Source organism: Bradyrhizobium sp. SZCCHNR1098, from assembly GCF_032489375.1.
Classification (GTDB): Bacteria; Pseudomonadota; Alphaproteobacteria; order Rhizobiales; family Xanthobacteraceae; genus Bradyrhizobium.
On the sequence record NZ_JAUEXY010000002.1, the window covers coordinates 121,406 to 139,990 of the forward strand.

Annotated in this window: 19 protein-coding genes; 12 read left to right on the forward strand and 7 right to left on the reverse strand. The window is 64.7% G+C overall.

Annotated features, from left to right (window positions below):
• Window positions 1–25 precede the first annotated feature (25 nt).
• Window positions 26–823: a transporter substrate-binding domain-containing protein gene (locus QX135_RS04760; RefSeq protein WP_315738623.1), complete on the forward strand. Its 798-nt coding sequence runs from the start codon at window positions 26–28 to the stop codon at window positions 821–823.
• A 77-nt stretch (window positions 824–900) separates the two neighbouring features.
• Here QX135_RS04760 and QX135_RS04765 read toward each other — a convergent pair whose 3' ends face one another.
• The 3 genes from QX135_RS04765 to QX135_RS04775 form a co-directional block, all read right to left on the reverse strand.
• Complete coding sequence (locus QX135_RS04765) at window positions 901–1,695, reverse strand: substrate-binding domain-containing protein (protein WP_316233970.1); 795 nt, start codon at window positions 1,693–1,695, stop codon at window positions 901–903.
• A 165-nt stretch (window positions 1,696–1,860) separates the two neighbouring features.
• Window positions 1,861–3,348, reverse strand: coding sequence for a flavin-containing monooxygenase (locus tag QX135_RS04770; RefSeq protein ID WP_316177128.1), 1,488 nt, complete (start codon window positions 3,346–3,348; stop codon window positions 1,861–1,863).
• Between the two features lie 273 nt (window positions 3,349–3,621).
• On the reverse strand, window positions 3,622–4,071 hold the full coding sequence (locus tag QX135_RS04775; RefSeq protein ID WP_315718048.1) for a cupin domain-containing protein: 450 nt from the start codon (window positions 4,069–4,071) through the stop codon (window positions 3,622–3,624).
• A gap of 131 nt (window positions 4,072–4,202) precedes the next feature.
• Between QX135_RS04775 and QX135_RS04780 the strand changes: the two genes are divergently transcribed.
• The gene (locus tag QX135_RS04780) at window positions 4,203–5,237 is read left to right on the forward strand and encodes an AraC family transcriptional regulator (RefSeq protein WP_316177126.1); all 1,035 of its coding nucleotides are present in this window, start codon (window positions 4,203–4,205) and stop codon (window positions 5,235–5,237) included.
• On the opposite strand, the gene QX135_RS04785 is transcribed toward QX135_RS04780, so the two are convergent.
• A complete protein-coding gene (locus QX135_RS04785; protein WP_316177124.1) occupies window positions 5,227–6,447 on the reverse strand; it encodes a polyhydroxyalkanoate depolymerase in 1,221 nt (406 codons plus the stop codon). The genes QX135_RS04780 and QX135_RS04785 overlap by 11 nt on opposite strands.
• Window positions 6,448–6,638: 191 nt before the next feature.
• On the opposite strand from QX135_RS04785, the gene QX135_RS04790 reads away from it, so the two are divergent.
• The 3 genes from QX135_RS04790 (at window position 6,639) to QX135_RS04800 (ending at window position 8,862) form a co-directional block, all read left to right on the forward strand.
• The gene (locus tag QX135_RS04790; protein WP_316177122.1) at window positions 6,639–7,292 is read left to right on the forward strand and encodes a glutathione S-transferase family protein; all 654 of its coding nucleotides are present in this window, start codon (window positions 6,639–6,641) and stop codon (window positions 7,290–7,292) included.
• Between the two features lie 350 nt (window positions 7,293–7,642).
• Window positions 7,643–8,077 (forward strand): cupin domain-containing protein, encoded by a 435-nt coding sequence (locus tag QX135_RS04795; RefSeq protein ID WP_316177120.1) that lies wholly within the window; start codon window positions 7,643–7,645, stop codon window positions 8,075–8,077.
• Window positions 8,078–8,385: 308 nt separating this feature from the next.
• Entirely contained in the window at window positions 8,386–8,862 is a 477-nt protein-coding gene (locus tag QX135_RS04800) for an HXXEE domain-containing protein (RefSeq protein ID WP_316177118.1), read from the forward strand.
• Between the two features lie 23 nt (window positions 8,863–8,885).
• On the opposite strand, the gene QX135_RS04805 is transcribed toward QX135_RS04800, so the two are convergent.
• Entirely contained in the window at window positions 8,886–9,158 is a 273-nt protein-coding gene (locus QX135_RS04805; protein ID WP_315718054.1) for a hypothetical protein, read from the reverse strand.
• Window positions 9,159–9,292: 134 nt separating this feature from the next.
• On the opposite strand from QX135_RS04805, the gene QX135_RS04810 reads away from it, so the two are divergent.
• The 5 genes from QX135_RS04810 to QX135_RS04830 all read left to right on the forward strand — a co-directional run bounded on the left by QX135_RS04810 (window position 9,293) and on the right by QX135_RS04830 (window position 14,150).
• Window positions 9,293–9,670, forward strand: coding sequence for a hypothetical protein (locus QX135_RS04810; protein ID WP_316177116.1), 378 nt, complete (start codon window positions 9,293–9,295; stop codon window positions 9,668–9,670).
• Window positions 9,671–9,748: 78 nt separating this feature from the next.
• Window positions 9,749–10,588, forward strand: a complete 840-nt coding sequence (locus QX135_RS04815) for an AraC family transcriptional regulator (protein WP_315781980.1) — start codon at window positions 9,749–9,751, stop codon at window positions 10,586–10,588.
• Window positions 10,589–10,748: 160 nt separating this feature from the next.
• A complete protein-coding gene (locus tag QX135_RS04820; protein WP_316160296.1) occupies window positions 10,749–11,675 on the forward strand; it encodes an SMP-30/gluconolactonase/LRE family protein in 927 nt (308 codons plus the stop codon).
• A 183-nt stretch (window positions 11,676–11,858) separates the two neighbouring features.
• A complete protein-coding gene (locus QX135_RS04825) occupies window positions 11,859–12,452 on the forward strand; it encodes a GNAT family protein (protein ID WP_315755300.1) in 594 nt (197 codons plus the stop codon).
• 63 nt (window positions 12,453–12,515) lie between these two features.
• Window positions 12,516–14,150: a GMC family oxidoreductase gene (locus tag QX135_RS04830; RefSeq protein WP_316177114.1), complete on the forward strand. Its 1,635-nt coding sequence runs from the start codon at window positions 12,516–12,518 to the stop codon at window positions 14,148–14,150.
• A 375-nt stretch (window positions 14,151–14,525) separates the two neighbouring features.
• Here the strand turns inward: QX135_RS04830 and QX135_RS04835 are convergent, their stop codons facing one another.
• Window positions 14,526–15,671 carry an ABC transporter substrate-binding protein gene (locus QX135_RS04835; protein WP_316177113.1) on the reverse strand — a complete coding sequence of 382 codons (1,146 nt, stop codon included), beginning with the start codon at window positions 15,669–15,671 and terminating at the stop codon, window positions 14,526–14,528.
• Window positions 15,672–15,848: 177 nt separating this feature from the next.
• Between QX135_RS04835 and QX135_RS04840 the strand changes: the two genes are divergently transcribed.
• Both QX135_RS04840 and QX135_RS04845 read left to right on the forward strand, forming a co-directional pair.
• Window positions 15,849–16,640, forward strand: a complete 792-nt coding sequence (locus QX135_RS04840; protein WP_315738607.1) for a helix-turn-helix transcriptional regulator — start codon at window positions 15,849–15,851, stop codon at window positions 16,638–16,640.
• A gap of 90 nt (window positions 16,641–16,730) precedes the next feature.
• Window positions 16,731–17,909, forward strand: a complete 1,179-nt coding sequence (locus QX135_RS04845; protein ID WP_315738606.1) for a cytochrome P450 — start codon at window positions 16,731–16,733, stop codon at window positions 17,907–17,909.
• A gap of 182 nt (window positions 17,910–18,091) precedes the next feature.
• On the opposite strand, the gene QX135_RS04850 is transcribed toward QX135_RS04845, so the two are convergent.
• A complete protein-coding gene (locus QX135_RS04850) occupies window positions 18,092–18,574 on the reverse strand; it encodes a MarR family transcriptional regulator (RefSeq protein WP_315738605.1) in 483 nt (160 codons plus the stop codon).
• Window positions 18,575–18,585 lie beyond the last annotated feature (11 nt).

Here is an 18,585-nt window from a genome sequence, read left to right on the forward strand (position 1 = left end):
ACTTGCAATCCAATGGGAGAGGGCCATGGCGTTTTGGCGCTGGCTGCGTGACGCAGCCCTGGTAGCTGCGGTAGTCACGTTTGCCGGCCACGCCGCGGGCGCAGCCGGCTTGAAGGAAGAAATCGCGCCGACGGGCAAGCTTCGCGTCGCCATTGCCGTTGGCCCCGCCGGCGGTGCGTTCTGGTGCGTCAAGTCGGACAGCGGCTATTCAGGCGTTCCGGTCGAACTGGGCAAGGCGATGGCCGCGCAGGTCGGTGTGCCCGTCGAGTTCGTCGAGCATCCGAATTCCAATGCGATCACCGATGAAGCTGCTCGGGGCGTCTGGGATGTGGCCTTCATGCCGAAGGACGCGGAGCGCGAAACCAAGGTCTCGTTCGGTCCGGTCTACGATTCGGTCGAGACCACCTTCATCATCCGCGCCGGTCTCGACGTCGCCAACATCGCGGCGCTGGACCAGGCCGGCACCGAGGTTGCGGCCATCAACGACACGACCGTGCTGCGCGGTGCCAAGGCCTTCCTGAAGAAGGCGACCGTCACCGGCTTCAAGTCCTACGAGGAAGTCTACGCGTTGCTCAGCGCCGGCGAGATCGACGCGCTCGCGCTGGCGCGCGATCAATTGAATCTCATCACCAAGCAGATTTCCGGCACCAAGGTGCTCGCCGAGACCTTCAAGAAGACGGACACCGCGGTTGCGGTACCGCTGAAGCATCCGCAGTCGCTGGCCTTCGTCACCAAGTTCATGACGGACTCCAAGGCGAACGGCCTGCTCAAGAAAGCGTACGGTGCCAACAATCTGAGCGAGTCGACTTTGCTCACCCAGTAAGCGCACCGACGCTACCTGCCGAACTCTCCCACGCCACAGGCGGGGAGAGCCATCGTCTCAGCCGGCGCGCTCTATCGTCAGTTCGGGGCCCGCCTCACGATCGGATCGAGGCCGCTTTCCGCGATGACATGACGCGCATCCGGTGATTGCAGGAACTTGATGAGCGCCTTGCCGGCCTCCGGCTCCTTGGCGTCCGTGGCAATGCCGGCGGAGAACACGGTGATCTTCTGCAGTCCGGCCGGCAGCGGCCCGACGATGTCGATGCCCTTCACCGGCTTGAGCTCGCTGATCTGCTGAAAGCCGATCTCCGCTTCGCCCTGGGCGACGATCTCGCCGACGGGAGTGGCCGGAATCATCCGCGCCTTGCCCTTCATCTCGTCCTTGATGCCAAGCTTATCGAACATCTCGGTGGAGACGTAGACGCCGCTGGCGCTGTCCGAATAGGCGATGGCCTTGGCCGCGATCAGCATGCGTTTCACGGCTTCCGCGTTCGAAATATCGGGATGCGGCGTCCCCGACTTGACCGCGACGCCGATCGGCGAATTGGCGAGGTCCGCACGGCTATCGGGCATCACCTTGCCCTTGGTGGTGAGATCGCTGAGCGCGTAGCCCACCATGATGAGGACATCGGCAGGTTCGCCGCGCTCGAGGCGAACGGGAATCGCATTCGTGGTCGTTCCCATCGACGGGCCGTAGGCAATCGTGACCTTGTGACCCGAGCGCCGCTCGAACTCCGGCACCAGGGATTTGAACGCAGCGGTCATGCCGCCGGAGATCATGACGTGGACTTCTGCGGCTTGGGCCGCGGTGGTCAGGAGGAACGCGGCCGAAGCGGCGAGACCGATGATGCGGAGATGGGGCGAGAGTATCATGGCAGGCTCCGAGGCGAACGGCTGGAGGCCGGGGGCGCTTTGGATAGCCCGGCCTTACCAGGAAGGCCAGCGCCGACGTCGGCGGGCATACGGCCGTCTCCGTGCAATGCGTCTCGCTTGCGGCGTCACTGTGTTAGTAGTGTGGCGAGGCTGCTCGCCGCTACCTCAGCCGGCCTGATAGGCCGGCGCGGATGCGAGAAAGTCGTTATACGCGTCCGCATCGGGCGGCGTGAACATCTCGGCCAACGGGTTGCGCCGTCGGCGCTGGGCGCCGATGTCTGCAAGCAGTTCGTCGAAATGCTTGAAGTGATAGGGCGCGACGCAAAGTCCGCCATAGACGCCGGCGGCAGGGCGCTCGATCCGCTTGAAATGCAGCATCATCTCGATGTTGTCGCGCATCTCGCGCTCGCTCGGTTGATGCGCCAATTGCTTGTCGGCATACCGCACCAGCCAGTTGGCGGCCATGTCCGCACAGAGCACGGTGCAGAAGCTCGAATTGAAGCCGACGAACCCCATGTCGGGAAGATCGGGATTGGCGATCAGCCGATAGAGCCGGTACTGCCCGTCCGGATCGACCAGTCTGGCGCGGTCGGCAGCCGACAGGAACGGGACCCCGAGCTTGTAGCCGATGGCGAGGATCGCGACGTCGGCCGGAATTCGTTCACCGCCGCTGGTCACGATGGTGTTCGGCTCGTAGTGGCCGAAGGTGCCGTAGACAGCCTTGATCCGGCCGTCTGCGACCATCGGGAAGAAGTCGGGCGTCGCGATCGGGACGGAGCAGTTCACGCCGTCCTCGATCCTGCCCTTCGGCACCATGTTGCATTTGGCGAGCATCAACTGCGTCTTGAGCAGGCTCTCCAGGCCCCGCCAATTGGCCCAGACGAGCGGCTTGGCCAGCAGATGGGCAAGGCGCGAGAGCGGGCCGATGCCCCAGCTTGGGAACATCTGCTCCTGGGCGCGGATATAGAGGATGCGCTTGAAGTTGATCAGACCGCCGATGAAGTAGGGAATGCGCCACACCGCTTCACGAAGCACGATCCTGACCGAGCGCGCGCCGGAGCGCACGGCGTTGACCGCGATATCGGTTGCCGATTTCGAGCCGCCGAGGACTACCACGTCGCGCCCCCTCGTGAGCGCGGCATCGTTGTATTTCGAGGAATGCAGGATCAAGCCGCCGGCGGCCGCGAACTGATCTTCGCCGGCAAGCGACAACGTCTGCGGCTCGTTGAACTGACCGGTGCAGACGGCGACGAAATCGAAATCCTCCCGGCTCGTTCGGTCTCCGATCTTGAGGTCGAGGCTCCATCCAGGCTTGCCGTCACTGCGGCGCTGCATCGCAAGGACGGTCGTGTTCAACCGCATCAGGCGGATGAGGTCGTGGGACTTCGCGTAGTCGGCAAGATAGGCATAGACCTGCGGTCCCTTCGGCCATTCGGGGTAGTGATCCGGCATCGCCTTGTCGGTGTAGCGATAGAGCTCCTTGGGGCTCTGCGTCTGCACGTCGGGATAGGATCGCGCGGGCTCCCAGACGCCGCCGAGATCGGCGCTCCGCTCGACGATGGTGACGTCGTGCCCGCGGGCGGCGAATGCTTTGGCTGCAGCCAGGCCGGAGACACCGGCGCCGATCACACAGACATTCTTTCGATTGATCATGGGACCTCCTTGTTGTCGGGCGCGCGGCCGCGCACCCGCCGCGCCGCAAGAGCCCGCAAGAGTTTGATGGTGACGAAGGTCGCCCGGCGCGACCGAGATGTGCGATGCCGACGGACAAGCCAGCTTCGAAGTCAGGGCGAGAAGGATCTCGCCGATCGCATGTCGTTCAGGCGCAGCCGTTGCTCATGCTGCACGCACCGGGCCGATAGCGATGATCGCGCTCCGTCCGTACCGCAACAATTGAGGAGCGCTCGCCGGGCCCGGCGCTGCCGCCTAGTCGTTGGCCTCGGGCGGCAGGAAGTCGACCTCGTGCTCCGCCGAGATCCGCACCACTTCGGCCGGGTCGGCGAGATTGTCCAGCATGTTGAACAGCGCCTCCAGCTTCTGCATCGGCGACACCCAGAACAGCGCGCGCGCCGGCTTGTCGGATTTGTTGAAATAGCCATGCGGAATGCCGCGCGGCATGCGCACGAGGTCGCCGGCATTCGCCTTGACCCAGACGCCGTCGAGCTTGAGGTCGAGGACGCCTTCCTGCACCAGGATGAACTCGTCCTGGGTGGGATGAACGTGAACCGGCACGAACTGCCCGGGCTCGCTGTTGGTCTCGAAGGCGAACGTGGAGTCGGTGACGGCCTTGGGATAATAGAGCTGACCCAGGATATTCCAGGTCTTGCCGGCATAGCCGGTACCTGCGCGCGTGATGCCTTTTTCGAGTGTGATCATGGCGGATCTCCTTGCTGCACGCATGGGAGGATCAAGCCGGGGCGACGCCAAGTCTATCCAGAAAACGAATCCCTCGACGTCAGTTGCTAATTATTATAGGTTTCAAACGATCTCGACGGACGACGTAGGCCATGACTGCAGGTGCAGCCGCTGATCGTAGTTGGAAGTCACCGGCTGTGCCGCGGCTTACAGCCTATGGCCGTGTTGCAACGCACGATGTCGATGAGGCCGCTGAACAAATAGGCCGCATCTTCTGTCCGCATGGGCTGCAACCGGAGGCCGATACTGCGCGCGATTTCCTCGCTCTGCATAATTGCGCGGCATTCGATGGCTTTTCCATCAACTACGTCGCCTATGGCGGTGCGGTAACCATCGATCCGGGCTGTCTCGACCGCTTCTTTCTGCTGCAGCTCCCGCTGGCGGGGACCGCGCGGGTCTTTGCCGGGGCCGGCGAGGTCGCGACGGCGCCAGACCATGCGGCATCACTGCTGTCGCCGACATTGCCCACGCGGATGGTCTGGGACGCCTGCGCTCAGTTGATCCTGTTGCTCGACCGCCGTCTCGTGGAACAGCGCGCCGCCGCGCTGTCCGGGCGCGCGGTGCAACCGATCGAATTCGATCCCGCGATCGCGCTGTCGGGATGTCATGGCTCGCGGCTCCGGGCTCACATGCTTGGGCTCGCCGACCTCGCCGAGCGTCTCGGCGGTGGGCGCGACCTGCCATCGGTTGCGGCAGCCAATTGGCGCGAGACGCTGCTGGACATTCTGTTCGAGCAGCCGGGCAATGGCCTGGCGGAGGCGATCAGGCTGCATTCCGGCCGGGTCGAGACGCTGCCGCAGGCCGTCCGCCGGGCGCGTGATCTCCTGGCGGCGCACGCAGCCGAACCGCTCGATCTGGCGCAACTCGCGGCGTCGTCAGGAGTGGGGATCCGGGCGCTGCAAGGCGGCTTCCGCCGCCATTTCGGCATGTCGATCTCCGACATGCTGCTCGACATCCGGCTGGCGCGGCTCAATGCGCAATTGATGGCGGCTCCGCCGGAGGCGCGGATCATCGACATCGCCTTCGACCTCGGCTTCACCCATCTCGGGCGGATGGCGGGTGCCTATCGCGACAAGTTCGGGGAGGCGCCGTCGGCGACACTGCAACGCGGCCGCTTCACGAATTGACGTGCACGAAATCCCGCAGCAGCGGATAGATCTCGGTATTCCACTTCTTGCCACTGAACACGCCGTAATGGCCGACGCCGGCCTGCATGTGATGGACGCGGCGATAGGCACGTACATTGGTGCAGATGTCCTGCGCCGAGAGCGTCTGTCCGATCGAGCAGATGTCGTCGCGCTCGCCTTCCACCGTCATCAGGCCGATGCGCCGCACGGCTTTCGGATCGACGGGACGGCCGCGATGCATCAGCTTGCCCTGCGGCAGCAGATGCTCCTGGAACACGTCGCGCACGGTTTCGATGTAGAACTCGGCGGGAAGGTCCATGACCGCGAAATACTCGTCGTAGAACGTCTTGATGGTCTCCGCCTTCTCAACCTCACCCTTGGCGAGATGATTGGCGAGATCCATGTGCTGTTTCACATGGCGCTCGAGATTCATCGACACGAAGGCCGTGAGCTGCACGAAGCCCGGATAGACCTTGCGGAAGGCGCCCCTGCACTGGAAGGGCACGTAGTGGATCAGGTTGCCCTCGAACCAGTCGATCGGCTTGCTCTTGGCGAACTCGTTGACCTTGGTCGGCTGGATCCGCGTGTCGATCGGTCCGGCCATCAAGGTCAAGGTGGCGGGGCGCGACGGATGGTCGTCCTCGCACATCACGGCGGTCGCGGCGAGTGCCGACACCGACGGTTGGCAGATCGCCACCATGTGCGGCCGCGGACCGAGCTGGCTGAGAAAACTGATGAGATGATCGGTGTAATCTTCCAGACCGAAGCGGCCATGATCGCGCGGGATGTCGCGCGGATTGTGCCAGTCTGTGATGTAGACGTCGTGATCCTGCAGTAGCGTCTTCACGGTGCCGCGCAGCAGGGTGGCGAAATGGCCGGACATCGGCGCGACCAGCAGCACCTTGGGCTGATCCGGCGCAGCGTCCTTCTTGAAGTGCAGGAGCGAGCCGAACGGCGTCTTGAACGTGACCTCTTCGGTGACGGCGAGCTCGCGGTTGCCGACCGTCACGCTGTCGATGCCATACGCCGGGCGAGCGTAGGTCAAGGCCGCGCGGGAGATCAGCTCGAGCGCGGCGGACAGACGCCGCATGGCGCGGCTGGATAGCCCTGATGGGATCAGGTTGAGATAGCGCATGGCGGCTGCCGCGCTCTGGCGCCAAGGCTCGGTCAGGTCCATGTGGTTCTGATAGGCTTGGTACAGTAGCGCCATCGCGTCCGATCCATTACATGCATTGCTGTATGCAATATCGGAGCCAGAGTGGCCGAGTCTTGCCTGAAAAACTGGCATGTCGCTTGCTCGCTGAAATCTCTGACGTATCCGGCTCCGCGCATGATGCCGCTCGCACGAGCGGCACGGTGGGCGAACGACAAGCGGCAAAGCGGCAAGAGGGTAGGGGCGACATGGCCAAAGCGACGTTGACCATCAGCAGCAAGAATTACTCGTCGTGGTCGCTGCGCGGCTGGCTGCTCGCAAAATTTTCCGGGCTCGATTTCGACGAGGTCGTGGTCGGTCCGGACGACGCATCGGCGCGCGCCGAGATCCTGCTGCTGTCGTCCTCGATCCTGGTGCCGTGCCTGCGCCACGATGGTGCGACGATCTGGGATACGCTGGCGATCGGCGAGTATCTCAACGAGACCTTTCCGGAGGCGGGCCTACTGCCTGCCGACCGCATTCAGCGCGCGCATTGCCGCTCGATTTCGGGCGAGATCCATTCCGGCTTCACGACCCTGCGGGCGTCGCTGCCGGTCAATCTCAAGGGTCGCTTTCCGGGCTTCAAGGTCTGGACGCGGGCGCAGGCCGACATCGATCGCATCTGGGCGATCTGGCGCGACTGCCTGGACAGATCCGGCGGCCCATTTCTGTTCGGTCAGCGCGGCATGGCGGATGCGATGTATGCGCCGGTGGTGACGCGGTTCGTGACTTATGACGTGAAGCTCGAGCCGCAGCTCAGGGCCTATGCCGACCTGATCATGGCGCTGCCGGAGATGCAGCAATGGATCGAGGCCGCCAAGGCCGAGCCAGAGGAGATCGAGGAGCTGGAGGTCGAGTACTAGGGTCCTGCCGTCCGCGGCCCGTGCCCGCGGCCCTTTGCAGCCGCCGGCTCCGGCGAGAACGGCTCATGCCACGGGCAGGTGCTGCTCAATTTGAAGCCGGATCTGCGTCTTCGCGGCGCGTGGCGTGAGCTGTCAGCACGTCACCATTGCCGTGTGGCGTCGGCCAAAACCCGGTTGTTGGCAATCGGTTCGGCCCGCGATGGCGCGCCTGGCCTGCCGATCTTTGCGTTGCAAACGGGGCGTGGCGTGGTTTTCGCATGGCACAATCCGCTTTCGGACGTGGTGGCCTCTGTGGCCGATCGATGGGCCGCAACGGTCGCCGATGTCGCGATCAACCGGTGGAGGCCGTCATGAACCAGCATGCAGTGGTGAGCAAGTTCTCGCACGTGAAGCCCGACGACACCGCCTACACGGGCGGCGGGTTGCGCGACTTCTTCCTGTATCGCGATCTGGGCATCACCGACGCCACCGGCGGGCAGGTGATCTGCCACCTCGTCAAGGCCAATCCGGATTGTCCGCCGGTGGATGGCACCGGCTGGCATCGCCATGATTGCGATTTCCAGATCGTCATCATGATGAAGGGCTGGGCCCGCTTCATGTACGAGGACAAGCCGACCCTGGTGAACGCCGGCGACGTCGTGCACCAGCGTCCCGGCATCGTGCACTACCTCTACGATTATTCCCCTGACATGGAATATATGGAGATCGTCAGCCCGGCTGACTTCAAGACGGTCGAGATGCCGCCGGCGACCGACAACGTGCCGCCGGTCACGCCGTGGACCTGAGCGCCTGAACTCCTTCTCCGTTAATCTTTGGCATCCGGTTGCGGCATGCGGCGCGATGCTTCTCCTCATGATGTGGTGGGTTGTCTCCGACGTGTCCGATATCTAGCGTGAACAGGTCGCGCACCAGATGCGGCATCCGATTCGGACGCGATTCGTTCCAGCAGCGTTCCGGGGATTAAGACGGCAAGGCAGCGGCGTCGCATTTTGAAACACGGCACGCGCGCTGCCTGTCTCGCGCCTTGGTGCTCTACATTGCCCCTTGCGACCGGTCTGGCGCCGGTCCATCACCCGCGAGGGGAGCATCGATCATGACCTTGACCACATTGGCTTGGCTCGCGCTCGCGGCCTATGGCGCGCATATTCTCGAGGAATACACGTTCGACTGGCGCAATTGGGCGCGTGCGGTGATGAAGCTGCCGGTCGAGTGGAGCGACTTCTACGTGACGAACGCGCTGGTGGTCGTGCTCGGCGCGGTGCAGGCAGAGCTTGCCGAGACATGGCCGCCGGCCGCGCTCGCCTACGCAGCGCTGATGATCATCAACGCCATCTTCTTCCACATTCTGCCGTTCCTGCGCAGTGGAGGCAGATTCTCGCCGGGGCTGGCGACGGCGCTGATTCTGTTCTTTCCGATCGCAATTGCGATGTGGCGGCGGGCGTGGGGTGACGGTGTGCTCGACGTTGGAACGGCTGCCCTCGCGATCGTCGCCGGCTCGCTGCTGATGGCCTATCCGGTCGTGATGCTCAATCTGCGTTCAAAACCATATTTTCGGCAAGACCGGCCCTGAGCAGAACTCAGGGCCCGGCATGATCAATAAGACGAAGCGCGATCGGCAACGAAGCTCGGCTGCGGACGGCGTCCATTGCGCTCATCAAATCGCGCGCGCGGGAAGCGCCAGCCGATGACAGTGGCTTCGAGCGCGCCGCCGGATTCCTTGTTGTGCCATTTGCCATCAATGTAGAAACAGGGGAACGGAAGTTGATAGGTGCCGCTGTGATCTTCGCACAGCACCTCGACCGTCTGCCCCGGCGGTGGCTCACCGCTGCCGTCGAATTGCGCCAGCCGTTTTTCGCGCGTAGCCATTCTGTCCATCTCCCTAAAAACGGGTCCCGGCCGGAACTTCAATGCGCGATTGAGGTCTCAGTATGGTATCAATCAGGAAACTCCGTCAGTTCCACGCAAAATCATGTGTTGGGCAAGCAAATGAGAAAATTGTGATGCGAAAATTCGTTGCCGCGCGAATCATCTTTGCCGCGAGCGTGCTCGCGTTATGTGTGAGTTCTGCCGGACATGCGCAGGATATTCCGGGCATCGAAATCTGCACTGCAGAAAAGGCGATGGATCGACGGACATCATGTCTGCAGAGCAATATCGATTTCCTGCAGAAGACGGTGACCAAGCAAGCGCTCGATCAGCAGCAGAAGCTCGATGCGGCGAATCGCCAGATCCAGGCGCTGAAGGCCGCGCTGATCTCGCAGCAGGGCCTGATCGACGAGCTGAAGGCGTCCCAGGCGAAGCTCGCGGACGAGCTGAGGAAGAAGGCCGATGCGCCGGCTGCCAAGGATGCGGCGCCGGCGAAGCCGACCAGCAAATAGCACGGTCCGCAGCGCAATAACGATCAAGCGCAGGTGGATCTCCGCGCGCAGGATCGGGCGCTTCGATAGGAGAGAAGCGTGTCCACCAACCCGGCCCAGAAGGCGCTCTGGTTCATCGAGAGTCATCTGTCGGCGCCGTTGACGTTGGATGACGTGGCGGCCATCGCCGGCGTGTCGCGCTTCCACATCGTGCGCGCGTTCGCGGCGGCGACCGGCGTCTCGGTGATGCGCTATGTCAGGCTGCGCCGTCTCAGCGAGGCGGCACGGGCTCTGGCCTCTGGCGCACCCGACATTCTCAGTCTCGCGCTTGAGGCTGACTACGGCTCCCACGAAGCGTTCACGCGCGCGTTCCGCGACCAGTTCGGCGTCACGCCGGAATCGGTGCGCGCCAACCCATGCCTCGATGGCCTGCCGCTTCAGGAGCCGATCATGATGGACCAGACCCCGCTCGACGATCTCGCCGCCCCGCGCTTCGTGACGGCCAAGCCCCTGCTCGTGGCGGGCGTCTCCGAACGCTTCAGCCACGACAATGGGGCCGGTATCCCGGCGCTGTGGCAGCGCTTCCACCAGGGGGTGCACGAGATCCCGGCTCGCATCGGAGATGTCGCCTACGGTGTCTGCTGCAACGGCGACGATGCCGGAAATTTCGACTACGTGGCAGGAGTCGCGGTGACCGACTTCTCCGACCTGCCGCGCAGCTTCGCCAAGGTTCGGATTCCCGCCGCGACCTTTGCCGTGTTCGCCCATCCGGGCCACGTCTCGACCATCCGCCGCACCGTCAACACGATCTGGAATCACTGGCTGCCGCAATCGGGCTGCACGGTCGCCGACGCACCGAGCTTCGAACGCTACGATCAGCGCTTCGATCCGAGGACCGGTGATGGCGGGTTCGAGATCTGGGTTCCGGTGATTCGCTGACCCCCGCCGGAGGCGTCCCGGATTTGTGTCGAGACGCTGCAGGCCAGCCCTGCGGCGCCGGACCCCGTCGATTGCTTGGCAAGCAGCGGCACGTTTGCGATAACCTCACGCCTAACAACAAATGCGCCGCAGCGCGGCGACGAAAGCGGGAGGTCGTCCGATGTCCGACATGCGCGTGCTCGCCACCGATCTGGAATTTCCGGAAGGGCCCGTGGTGATGCCAGACGGCTCGGTGGTGCTGGTCGAGATCCGCGGCAAGCGCCTGACGCGGGTGTTTCCCGACGGCCGCAAGGAGGTCGTGGCGCAGATTCCGGGCGGGCCGAACGGCGCAGCCCTCGGGCCCGACGGCAAGATCTACATCTGCAACAATGGCGGCTTCTCCTGGATTCCGACCGGCAAGATGATCATGCCGGGCCCGCAGCCCGAGGATTATCTCGGCGGCTCGATCCAGCGCGTCGATCTGCAGAGCGGCAAGATCGAGACCGTGGTCAGCCGCTGCGGCGAGCATGAGCTGCGCGGGCCGAATGACCTCGTATTCGACCGGCATGGCGGCCTGTGGTTCTCCGATCTCGGCAAGCGCCGCGCCCGCGACATGGATGTCGGCGCGTTCTACTACCTCAAGCCCGGCATGAGTGAGATCGTCGAGGCCGTCCACGGCATCCTGCCGGCCAATGGCATCGGGCTGTCGCCGGATGAGAAGACCGTCTACATCGCGGAGACGCCGACCGCGCGTCTCTGGGCCTACGATCTCGTCGAGCCCGGCACGGTGAAGCCGCGCGAGGTGATCTATCGCGGCGAGCGCGGCCGGCCGATCGCGGGCCTCGGCGGCTACCAGATGTTCGATTCGCTCGCGGTCGAGGCGAACGGCAATGTCTGCGTCGCCACGCTGGTGACCGGCTGCATCAGCGTGATCGCGCCCGACGGCACGCTGGTCGAGCAGGTGCCGACCGGTGACCGCGTCACGACCAACATTGCCTTCGGCGGTCCCGAGCTGAAGACGGCCTACATCACGCTGTCGGGCAGGGGGGAGCTGGTGGCGATGGACTGGCCGCGGCCGGGCCTGCCGCTGAATTTTCTGAACAAGTAGGACAGCTGGGCATCGTCATGACGCTGCGCGGATGATAACGAGCAACGTAGAACGTTCTCGGAATTGCTCCTCATGGTGAGGAGCGCCGTAGGCGCGTCTCGAACCATGAGGCCCGACCTCGGCCTCATCCTTCGAGACGCAGCGCTGCGCGCTGCTCCTCAGGATGAGGGGAAGGAGTGTCAAATGCCCTTTCTCGAACCAGTCACCCTCCGCGGCGCGCACGCCAGCCTCGTGCCGCTGTCATCAGACCATCACGACGCGCTGGTCGCGGCGGTCAGCGACGGCGAATTGTGGAAGCTGTGGTACACCGCAGTTCCGAAACCCGAGACCATGGCCAAGGAGATCGAGCGCCGGCTCGGCCTGCTCGCGGCCGGCAGCATGCAGCCGTTCACGGTGCTCGACCCCGACGGCCGCGTCGCCGGCATGACCACCTACATGAACGTCGATGCCGCCAACCGTCGCGTCGAGATCGGCTCGACCTGGTATGCGAAGCGGGTGCAGCGCAGCGCGCTCAACACCCAGTGCAAGCGGCTGCTGCTGGCGCACGCCTTCGAGGCGATGAACTGCATCGCGGTCGAGTTCCGAACGCATTTCTTCAACCACCAGAGCCGTCGCGCCATCGAGCGACTCGGCGCCAAGCAGGACGGCATTTTGCGCAGCCACCAGATCGCGCCGAACGGCACGCTGCGGGATACCGTCGTCTACAGCATCACCGCGGCCGAATGGCCGACCGTGAAGGCGCATCTCGACTACCAATTGAATGACAAGCCGCGCTGATCGCGCTATGGCCGCTTGCCGCCTGGCGCGGCGGACGATGACGAGACCGGGACGAACGACCAGATGGATACCTTCGACTATGTGATCGTGGGCGCCGGCTCTGCCGGCTGCGTGCTGGCGAGCCGCCTCAGCGAGGACCCCCAGGTCACGGTGTGCGTGCTGGAGGCGGGGCCACGCGACTGGCACCCCTACATCCATCTGCCGGCCGGCTTCATCAAGACCTTCTACATGAAGAGCATCAACTGGGGCTATCAGCAGGAGCCGGGACCGTACACGGCGGGGCGCAGCATCTACGCGCCGCGCGGCAAGACGCTCGGCGGCTCCTCCTCGATCAATGGCCATGTCTACAATCGCGGCCAGCGCCAGGATTTCGATACCTGGGCGCAGATGGGCAATCGCGGCTGGAGCTATTCCGACGTGCTGCCGCACTTCAAGCGCATGGAGAAGCGTATCGGCGCCGGCGAGGATCAATATCGCGGCCGCGACGGCAAGCTCATCGTGACCACCATGGAGTGGAAGGACACGCTGTGCGAGGCCTTCATGGATAGCGCCGTCTCGCTCGGCATCCCGCGCAACCCCGACTACAACGGCGCGATCCAGGAAGGCGTGTCCTACGTCCAGCGCACCATCCAGAACGGCCGCCGCGTGTCGTCGGCGACCGCGTTCCTGCGTCCGGCCAGCAAGCGGCCGAACGTCGAGGTCCGCACTCATGCCCATGCCACCGGCGTCATGCTCGACGGCAAGCGCGCGGTCGGCGTGCGCTATCACCGCGGCGGGCGCGGCGGCGTGCCGGTCGAGGTGCGCGCGCGCAAGGAGGTGATCCTGTCCGGCGGCGCCTATAACTCGCCGCAGCTGCTGCAGCTGTCCGGCATCGGCGCGCCCGAGCTGCTGCAGGAGCACGGCATCGAGGTGCGTCATGCACTCCGAAGCGTCGGCGAGGGCCTGCAGGACCACTACGCGCCGCGCACCGTCGCGCGCGTCAAGAACATCAAGACCGTCAACGAGCTCGCGCGCGGCCTCAATTTGTGGGGCGAAGCGCTGAAATGGGCGGTGACGCGGCGCGGCATCCTGTCGCTGTCGCCGACCATGGTCTACTGCTTCTGGCATTCCGGCGAGACCGCCGAAAGCTCCGATCTGCAGCTCACCTTCACGCCGGCGAGCTACAAGGAGGGCGTGCAGGGCCAGCTCGAGGACGAGCCCGGCATGACGGTCGCGTCGTGGCAGCAGCGCCCGGAGAGCCGCGGCTACGTGCGGCTGCGCTCGGCCGATCCGTTCGATCAGCCGCTGATCCAGACCAACTATCTCACCGCCGAGCTCGATCGCCGCGTCGTCGTCGCCGGCATGAAGCTGGCGCGTCGCCTGCTGGCCTCGGCGCCGCTCGCGCCATACTACGCTTACGAGGATTTCCCCGGCCCGAAGGTGCAGAGCGACGATGAGCTCCTGGCCGCGGCGACGCAGCGCGCCACCACCACCTTCCACCCCGGCTGCTCCTGCCGCATGGGCCCGGCGGAGTCGACCTGGGCCACCGTCGACGACCAGCTCCGCGTCCACGGCCTTCAGGGCCTGCGCGTCGCCGATGCCTCGATCATGCCGCGCATGATCTCCGCCAACCTCAACGCTGCGACCTTGATGATCGGCGACAAGGCGGCGGATCTGATTTTGGGCAAGGCGCCGGTGGGGGAGAGTTTGTCGGCGTAGTGGGGCGCCCCACACTCGGCACTTGCTTGGAGGTCGGGCAATCACCCCAGCGGAGGTGAGCTCCCCTCCCCCTTGCGGGGAGGGGTCGGGGGTGGGGGTCCACGGGCGCTGAACTCCGCTGTGGGCGCGCTGTCGGCAGGGCGCTGTTGTTTCGCAAGAGCGAACCACGATATCTGCAAGTCGTGATCTATCGCACGAGTCAAAGCAAGCCGAGGGTGGCCCGGCGAGCTAACGATGTGGACACGGTTCGGAGCTCTCGATCGCTCATCATTTAGAGCAGGACTCGCGGACCCCCCACCCCCGACCCCTCCCCGCAAGGGGGAGGGGAGCTCACCGCCCGTGCGGCAGGCGGCGGTCACGCGCGACGTGCACAAACTACTTCACCAGCCTGAACTTCCCTCCCTCGACCTTGATTAGGAACGCCGAGCGTTCGTCGTAGCCGTTGTGGTCGGTCGGGCTCATGTTGGAGAGGCCGTTGTTGAGATAGACGTCCTTGCCGCGCTCCAGTTCGTCGCGCAGTGCGGCGCGAAACTCTGCGGTGCCCGGCTTGGCCGCCTTCAACGCGCCAGGGATGGCGCGCTTGAGCAGCGTGGCGGTGTCCCACAGATGTGCGGCGAAGATGTTCGGCTTGTCACCATTGGCGGCCAGATAGGCTGAAACGAATTCGTCATTGGCGCGGCGGAACGGATCCTCCGCGGGGAGGTCGTCGGCGATCGAGAACGCTTCGCCGGCGAACACCGCGCCCTCGACATTCTCCTTGCCGAGCTTGATGAACTCCTGCGTCGCGACGCCATGGGTCTGGAAAATCCTCCCCGCATAGCCGCGCTCGCGCAGCGCCTGTTGCGGCAGCACCGCCGGCGTGCCGGCGGAGGCGATGAACACCGCATCCGGATTGGTGGCGATCACCTTGAGCGCCTGGCCGGTGACGCTGGTGTCGCCGCGCGCATAGACCTCGTGCGTCGTCACCGTGAGCCCGAGCTTCGGCGCCAGCTTCGTCACCTCCTGATAATAGCCCTCGCCATAGCCGTCGGACACGCCGATGAAGCCGAGCGTCTTCACCCCGGTCTTGGCGATGTATTTGAGCATCGCCGCGGCCATGATGTCGTCATTGGGCACGACCTTGAATGCCCATTTGCGCTTGTCGTCCATCGGCTGCACGATCGCGGTCGAGGCCGCCAGCGACAGCAGCGGCGTCCTGCTTTCGAGCGCGACGTCGAGCATCGGCATGGTGACCGGCGTCAGCGACGAGCCGATGATGACGTCGACACCATCCTGGATCACCAGCCGGCGCGCGTTCTGCAATCCCTTCACGCTGTCGGATTCGTCGTCGAGCGCGATATAGACGATCTTCTCGCCGCCGATCTCCTTCGGCAGCGCAGCTACCGCCTTGATCTGCGGCTGCCCGAGCGCCGAGCCGGGCCCGGTTGCGGACACCACGATACCGACCTTGATGTCGGCGCGCGCGGGCGAGCCGAAAGCCATCGTTGCAGCAATTCCGATCGCCGTGAGCGCGGCTCTCATCGTGGTTCCTCCCCGTTGAGCGTGCTCGGCGCGTTGACTGGCCGAGACTTTGGCCGATGAGCGTAGCCGGACTGGCGGCCCCGTGTCTGTCCCCGTGGTTGGTGACGCGGGGCGACGCTTCCAGCCGAGGCGGGTTGCTGCTAGGTTTCGGCGAACAAAGAGATCCGGGAGGAACGCATGGAGGCTCAGGGGCCTGGTATCGACGCGGCCGGCGCCGTCGGCGCGATGGTGCTCGCGATCGGACAGCCCGAGTTTCCGCAAGTCCTGATCGAGACGCTGCGCACCGTTGCCGATGTCGGCCACTGCATGGTGTTCACCTTCGAGAACCAGCGCTCGGCGCGCTGCCTGCTCAGCACGGGGAACATCGCGATCGGGCCTGATCTCGGCGCGGCCTATTCGGAGCATTTCCACACGGCCGATCCAAACCGGGACACGATCTTCCGCAGGCGCGCGGACGCGCGCTACATCCTGCTGCCGAATTTCGCGCGCCGCATGTACCCGAAGGGCTACCGCAAGCTGTTCTTCGAAGATTCCGAGATCGTCGACAAGGCCGCCACCGCGATCTGGGTCGGCGAGCACTGCACCTACGTGAACTTCTATCGCACCGCTGTGCAAGGCGGTTTTGCGCCCCACGAGCGCCAGCGCATCGCCGCGGTCGCCCCGATCGTGGGGGCCATCGTCGCGCGTCATTGCCAGGATCGCGCCGCCGCGATGGATCCGGCCGACAAATTTGCTTCGTTGTTTGCCGCCGGCGGACCGCTGTCGGTGCTGACCGCGCGGGAGAAGGACGTCTGCCGTCGCATCCTCGAAGGCTTCACCTCCGAGGCGATCGCCGGGGATCTTGGCATCGCCCTCAACTCCGTCTTCACCTATCGCAAGCGCGCCTATGAAAGGCTCGGCATCGCCTCGCAGAACGAGCTGTTTGCGATCGCCCTCCGCCTGATGGCGACACCGCGGCCGCTGAACTGAGCGAGGAGGGCTCGCCTGCTGTCACCCATCGCCGGGACAGACGTTGCCGGAGCGTGCAGCTAGCCTGCGCCGTCAGACCGGAGACCGAGAGTGAGCACAGCACCGCGCTTCGATATCGATACCGCCACCTTCTGGGCCGATCCCTATCCGGCGCTGGCGCGCATGCGCCAGGAGGCGCCGATCGCCTTCGTGCCGCAGCTCGGCAGTACGCTGTTGTGCCGTCGCGACGACATCTTCGTGTCCGAGAAGCAGATCGACGTCTTCAGCTCGCATCAGCCGCAGGGCCTGATGAACCGGCTGATGGGCCACAACATGATGCGCAAGGATGGCGCGGCGCACATGGCCGAGCGCCAGGCGATCGCGCCGGCGGTGTCGCCGCGGGCCGTGCGGGTGCACTGGCTGGCGCAGTTCCAGGCCCATGCCGACCGGCTGATCGACGCGCTCGATCCCACCGCCGACGTGGACCTCGTCCGCGACTTCGCATTGCCGTTCTCGGCCGAGTGCCTGAAGCTGATCACCGGCCTCACCAACATGCGCTTTCAGGACATGAATGCGTGGTCGCAGGCGATGATCGACGGCATCGCCAACTACACCGCCGATCCCGCGGTCGAGGCGCGTTGCAGCGCCGCGACTGCCGGCATCGACGCCGCAATCGACGACATGCAGCCGGTGCTGGAGAAGACCCCGAACCAGAGCCTGCTTGGCGTGATGCTTGCCACGCAAATGCCGATGGAGAGCATCCGCGCCAACATCAAGCTCGCCATCTCGGGTGGCCAGAACGAGCCGCGCGATGCGATCGCCGGCACGGTGTGGGCGCTGCTGACGCATCCCGATCAGCTCGCGCTGGCCCTCAATGGCGAGGTGCGCTGGCTGCAGGTATTCGAGGAATATGCCCGCTGGATCTCGCCGATCGGCATGACGCCCCGGCGCATCGCCAAGCCCTGGACGATTCGCGATGTCGCCTTCGAACCGGAGGAGCGCGTGTTCCTGATGTTCGGCTCGGCCAACCGCGACGAGACGCATTTTTCCGAGCCGGATCGCTTCGACATCCGCCGCGACGTCTCCAAGAGCATCGCCTTCGGCGCCGGCCCGCATTTCTGCGCCGGCGCCTGGGCCTCGCGGGCGATGATTGCCGAGGTCGCATTGCCGACGCTGTTTGCGCGGCTGCCGAACCTGAGGCTCCGAAACACCGAGCCCGTGCGCATCGGCGGCTGGGCCTTCCGCGGCCTGCTGAATCTGCCGGTGACCTGGAACGCGGGGCCGAATTGACGGACGCAATCCTCTTGCGTCGCGACCATCGACATTCCGGGGCAAGGCCGTAGGCCTTGAACCCGGAATCTCGAGATTGTGTCGGCACCCGCAACCGCGTAGTTGGACGAGATCACATAGCTCGCGGCCAGTGTGAAGCAGTCGTCCCAGGTGATAGGTGAAGGCTGAGGTGCCAAAACGACCTAGAGGCCGGTGAGCAATTTCTTGAGAAGAGCGTTGAGCGTCTTCTGTTCCGCCGGTGTCAGGACGGAAATCAATCGTGCCTCCAGGGCCACCATTGGACCAATCAGATCGTCGATCGCGCGCTTGCCGGCAGGGGTTAAGGCAATTTGCCTGCCACGTCGGTCATTGGGATCGGGGTATCGTTCGACCAATCCGGCGCGCTCCAACCGATCGAGGCGGTTCGTCATGCCGCCTGAAGAGATCATTGCCGCTTCATAGAGCTGGGTCGGTGAAAGCATATAGGGCTCACCGGCGCGCCTGAGGGGCGTGAGGACGTCAAACTCGCCAACCTGTAGCCCTGCTTCTGCGAGCAATGGGTTCATGTGGTCGCGGATCACCCGTGCGGCGGCGTCAAGCAAACGCCCCACGAGCTCTACAGGCAGCGTTGGAAGATCAGGGCGCTCGCGAGCCCATTGTTTTGAAGCGATCTCGGCACGATCCATGGGCAAGTGTC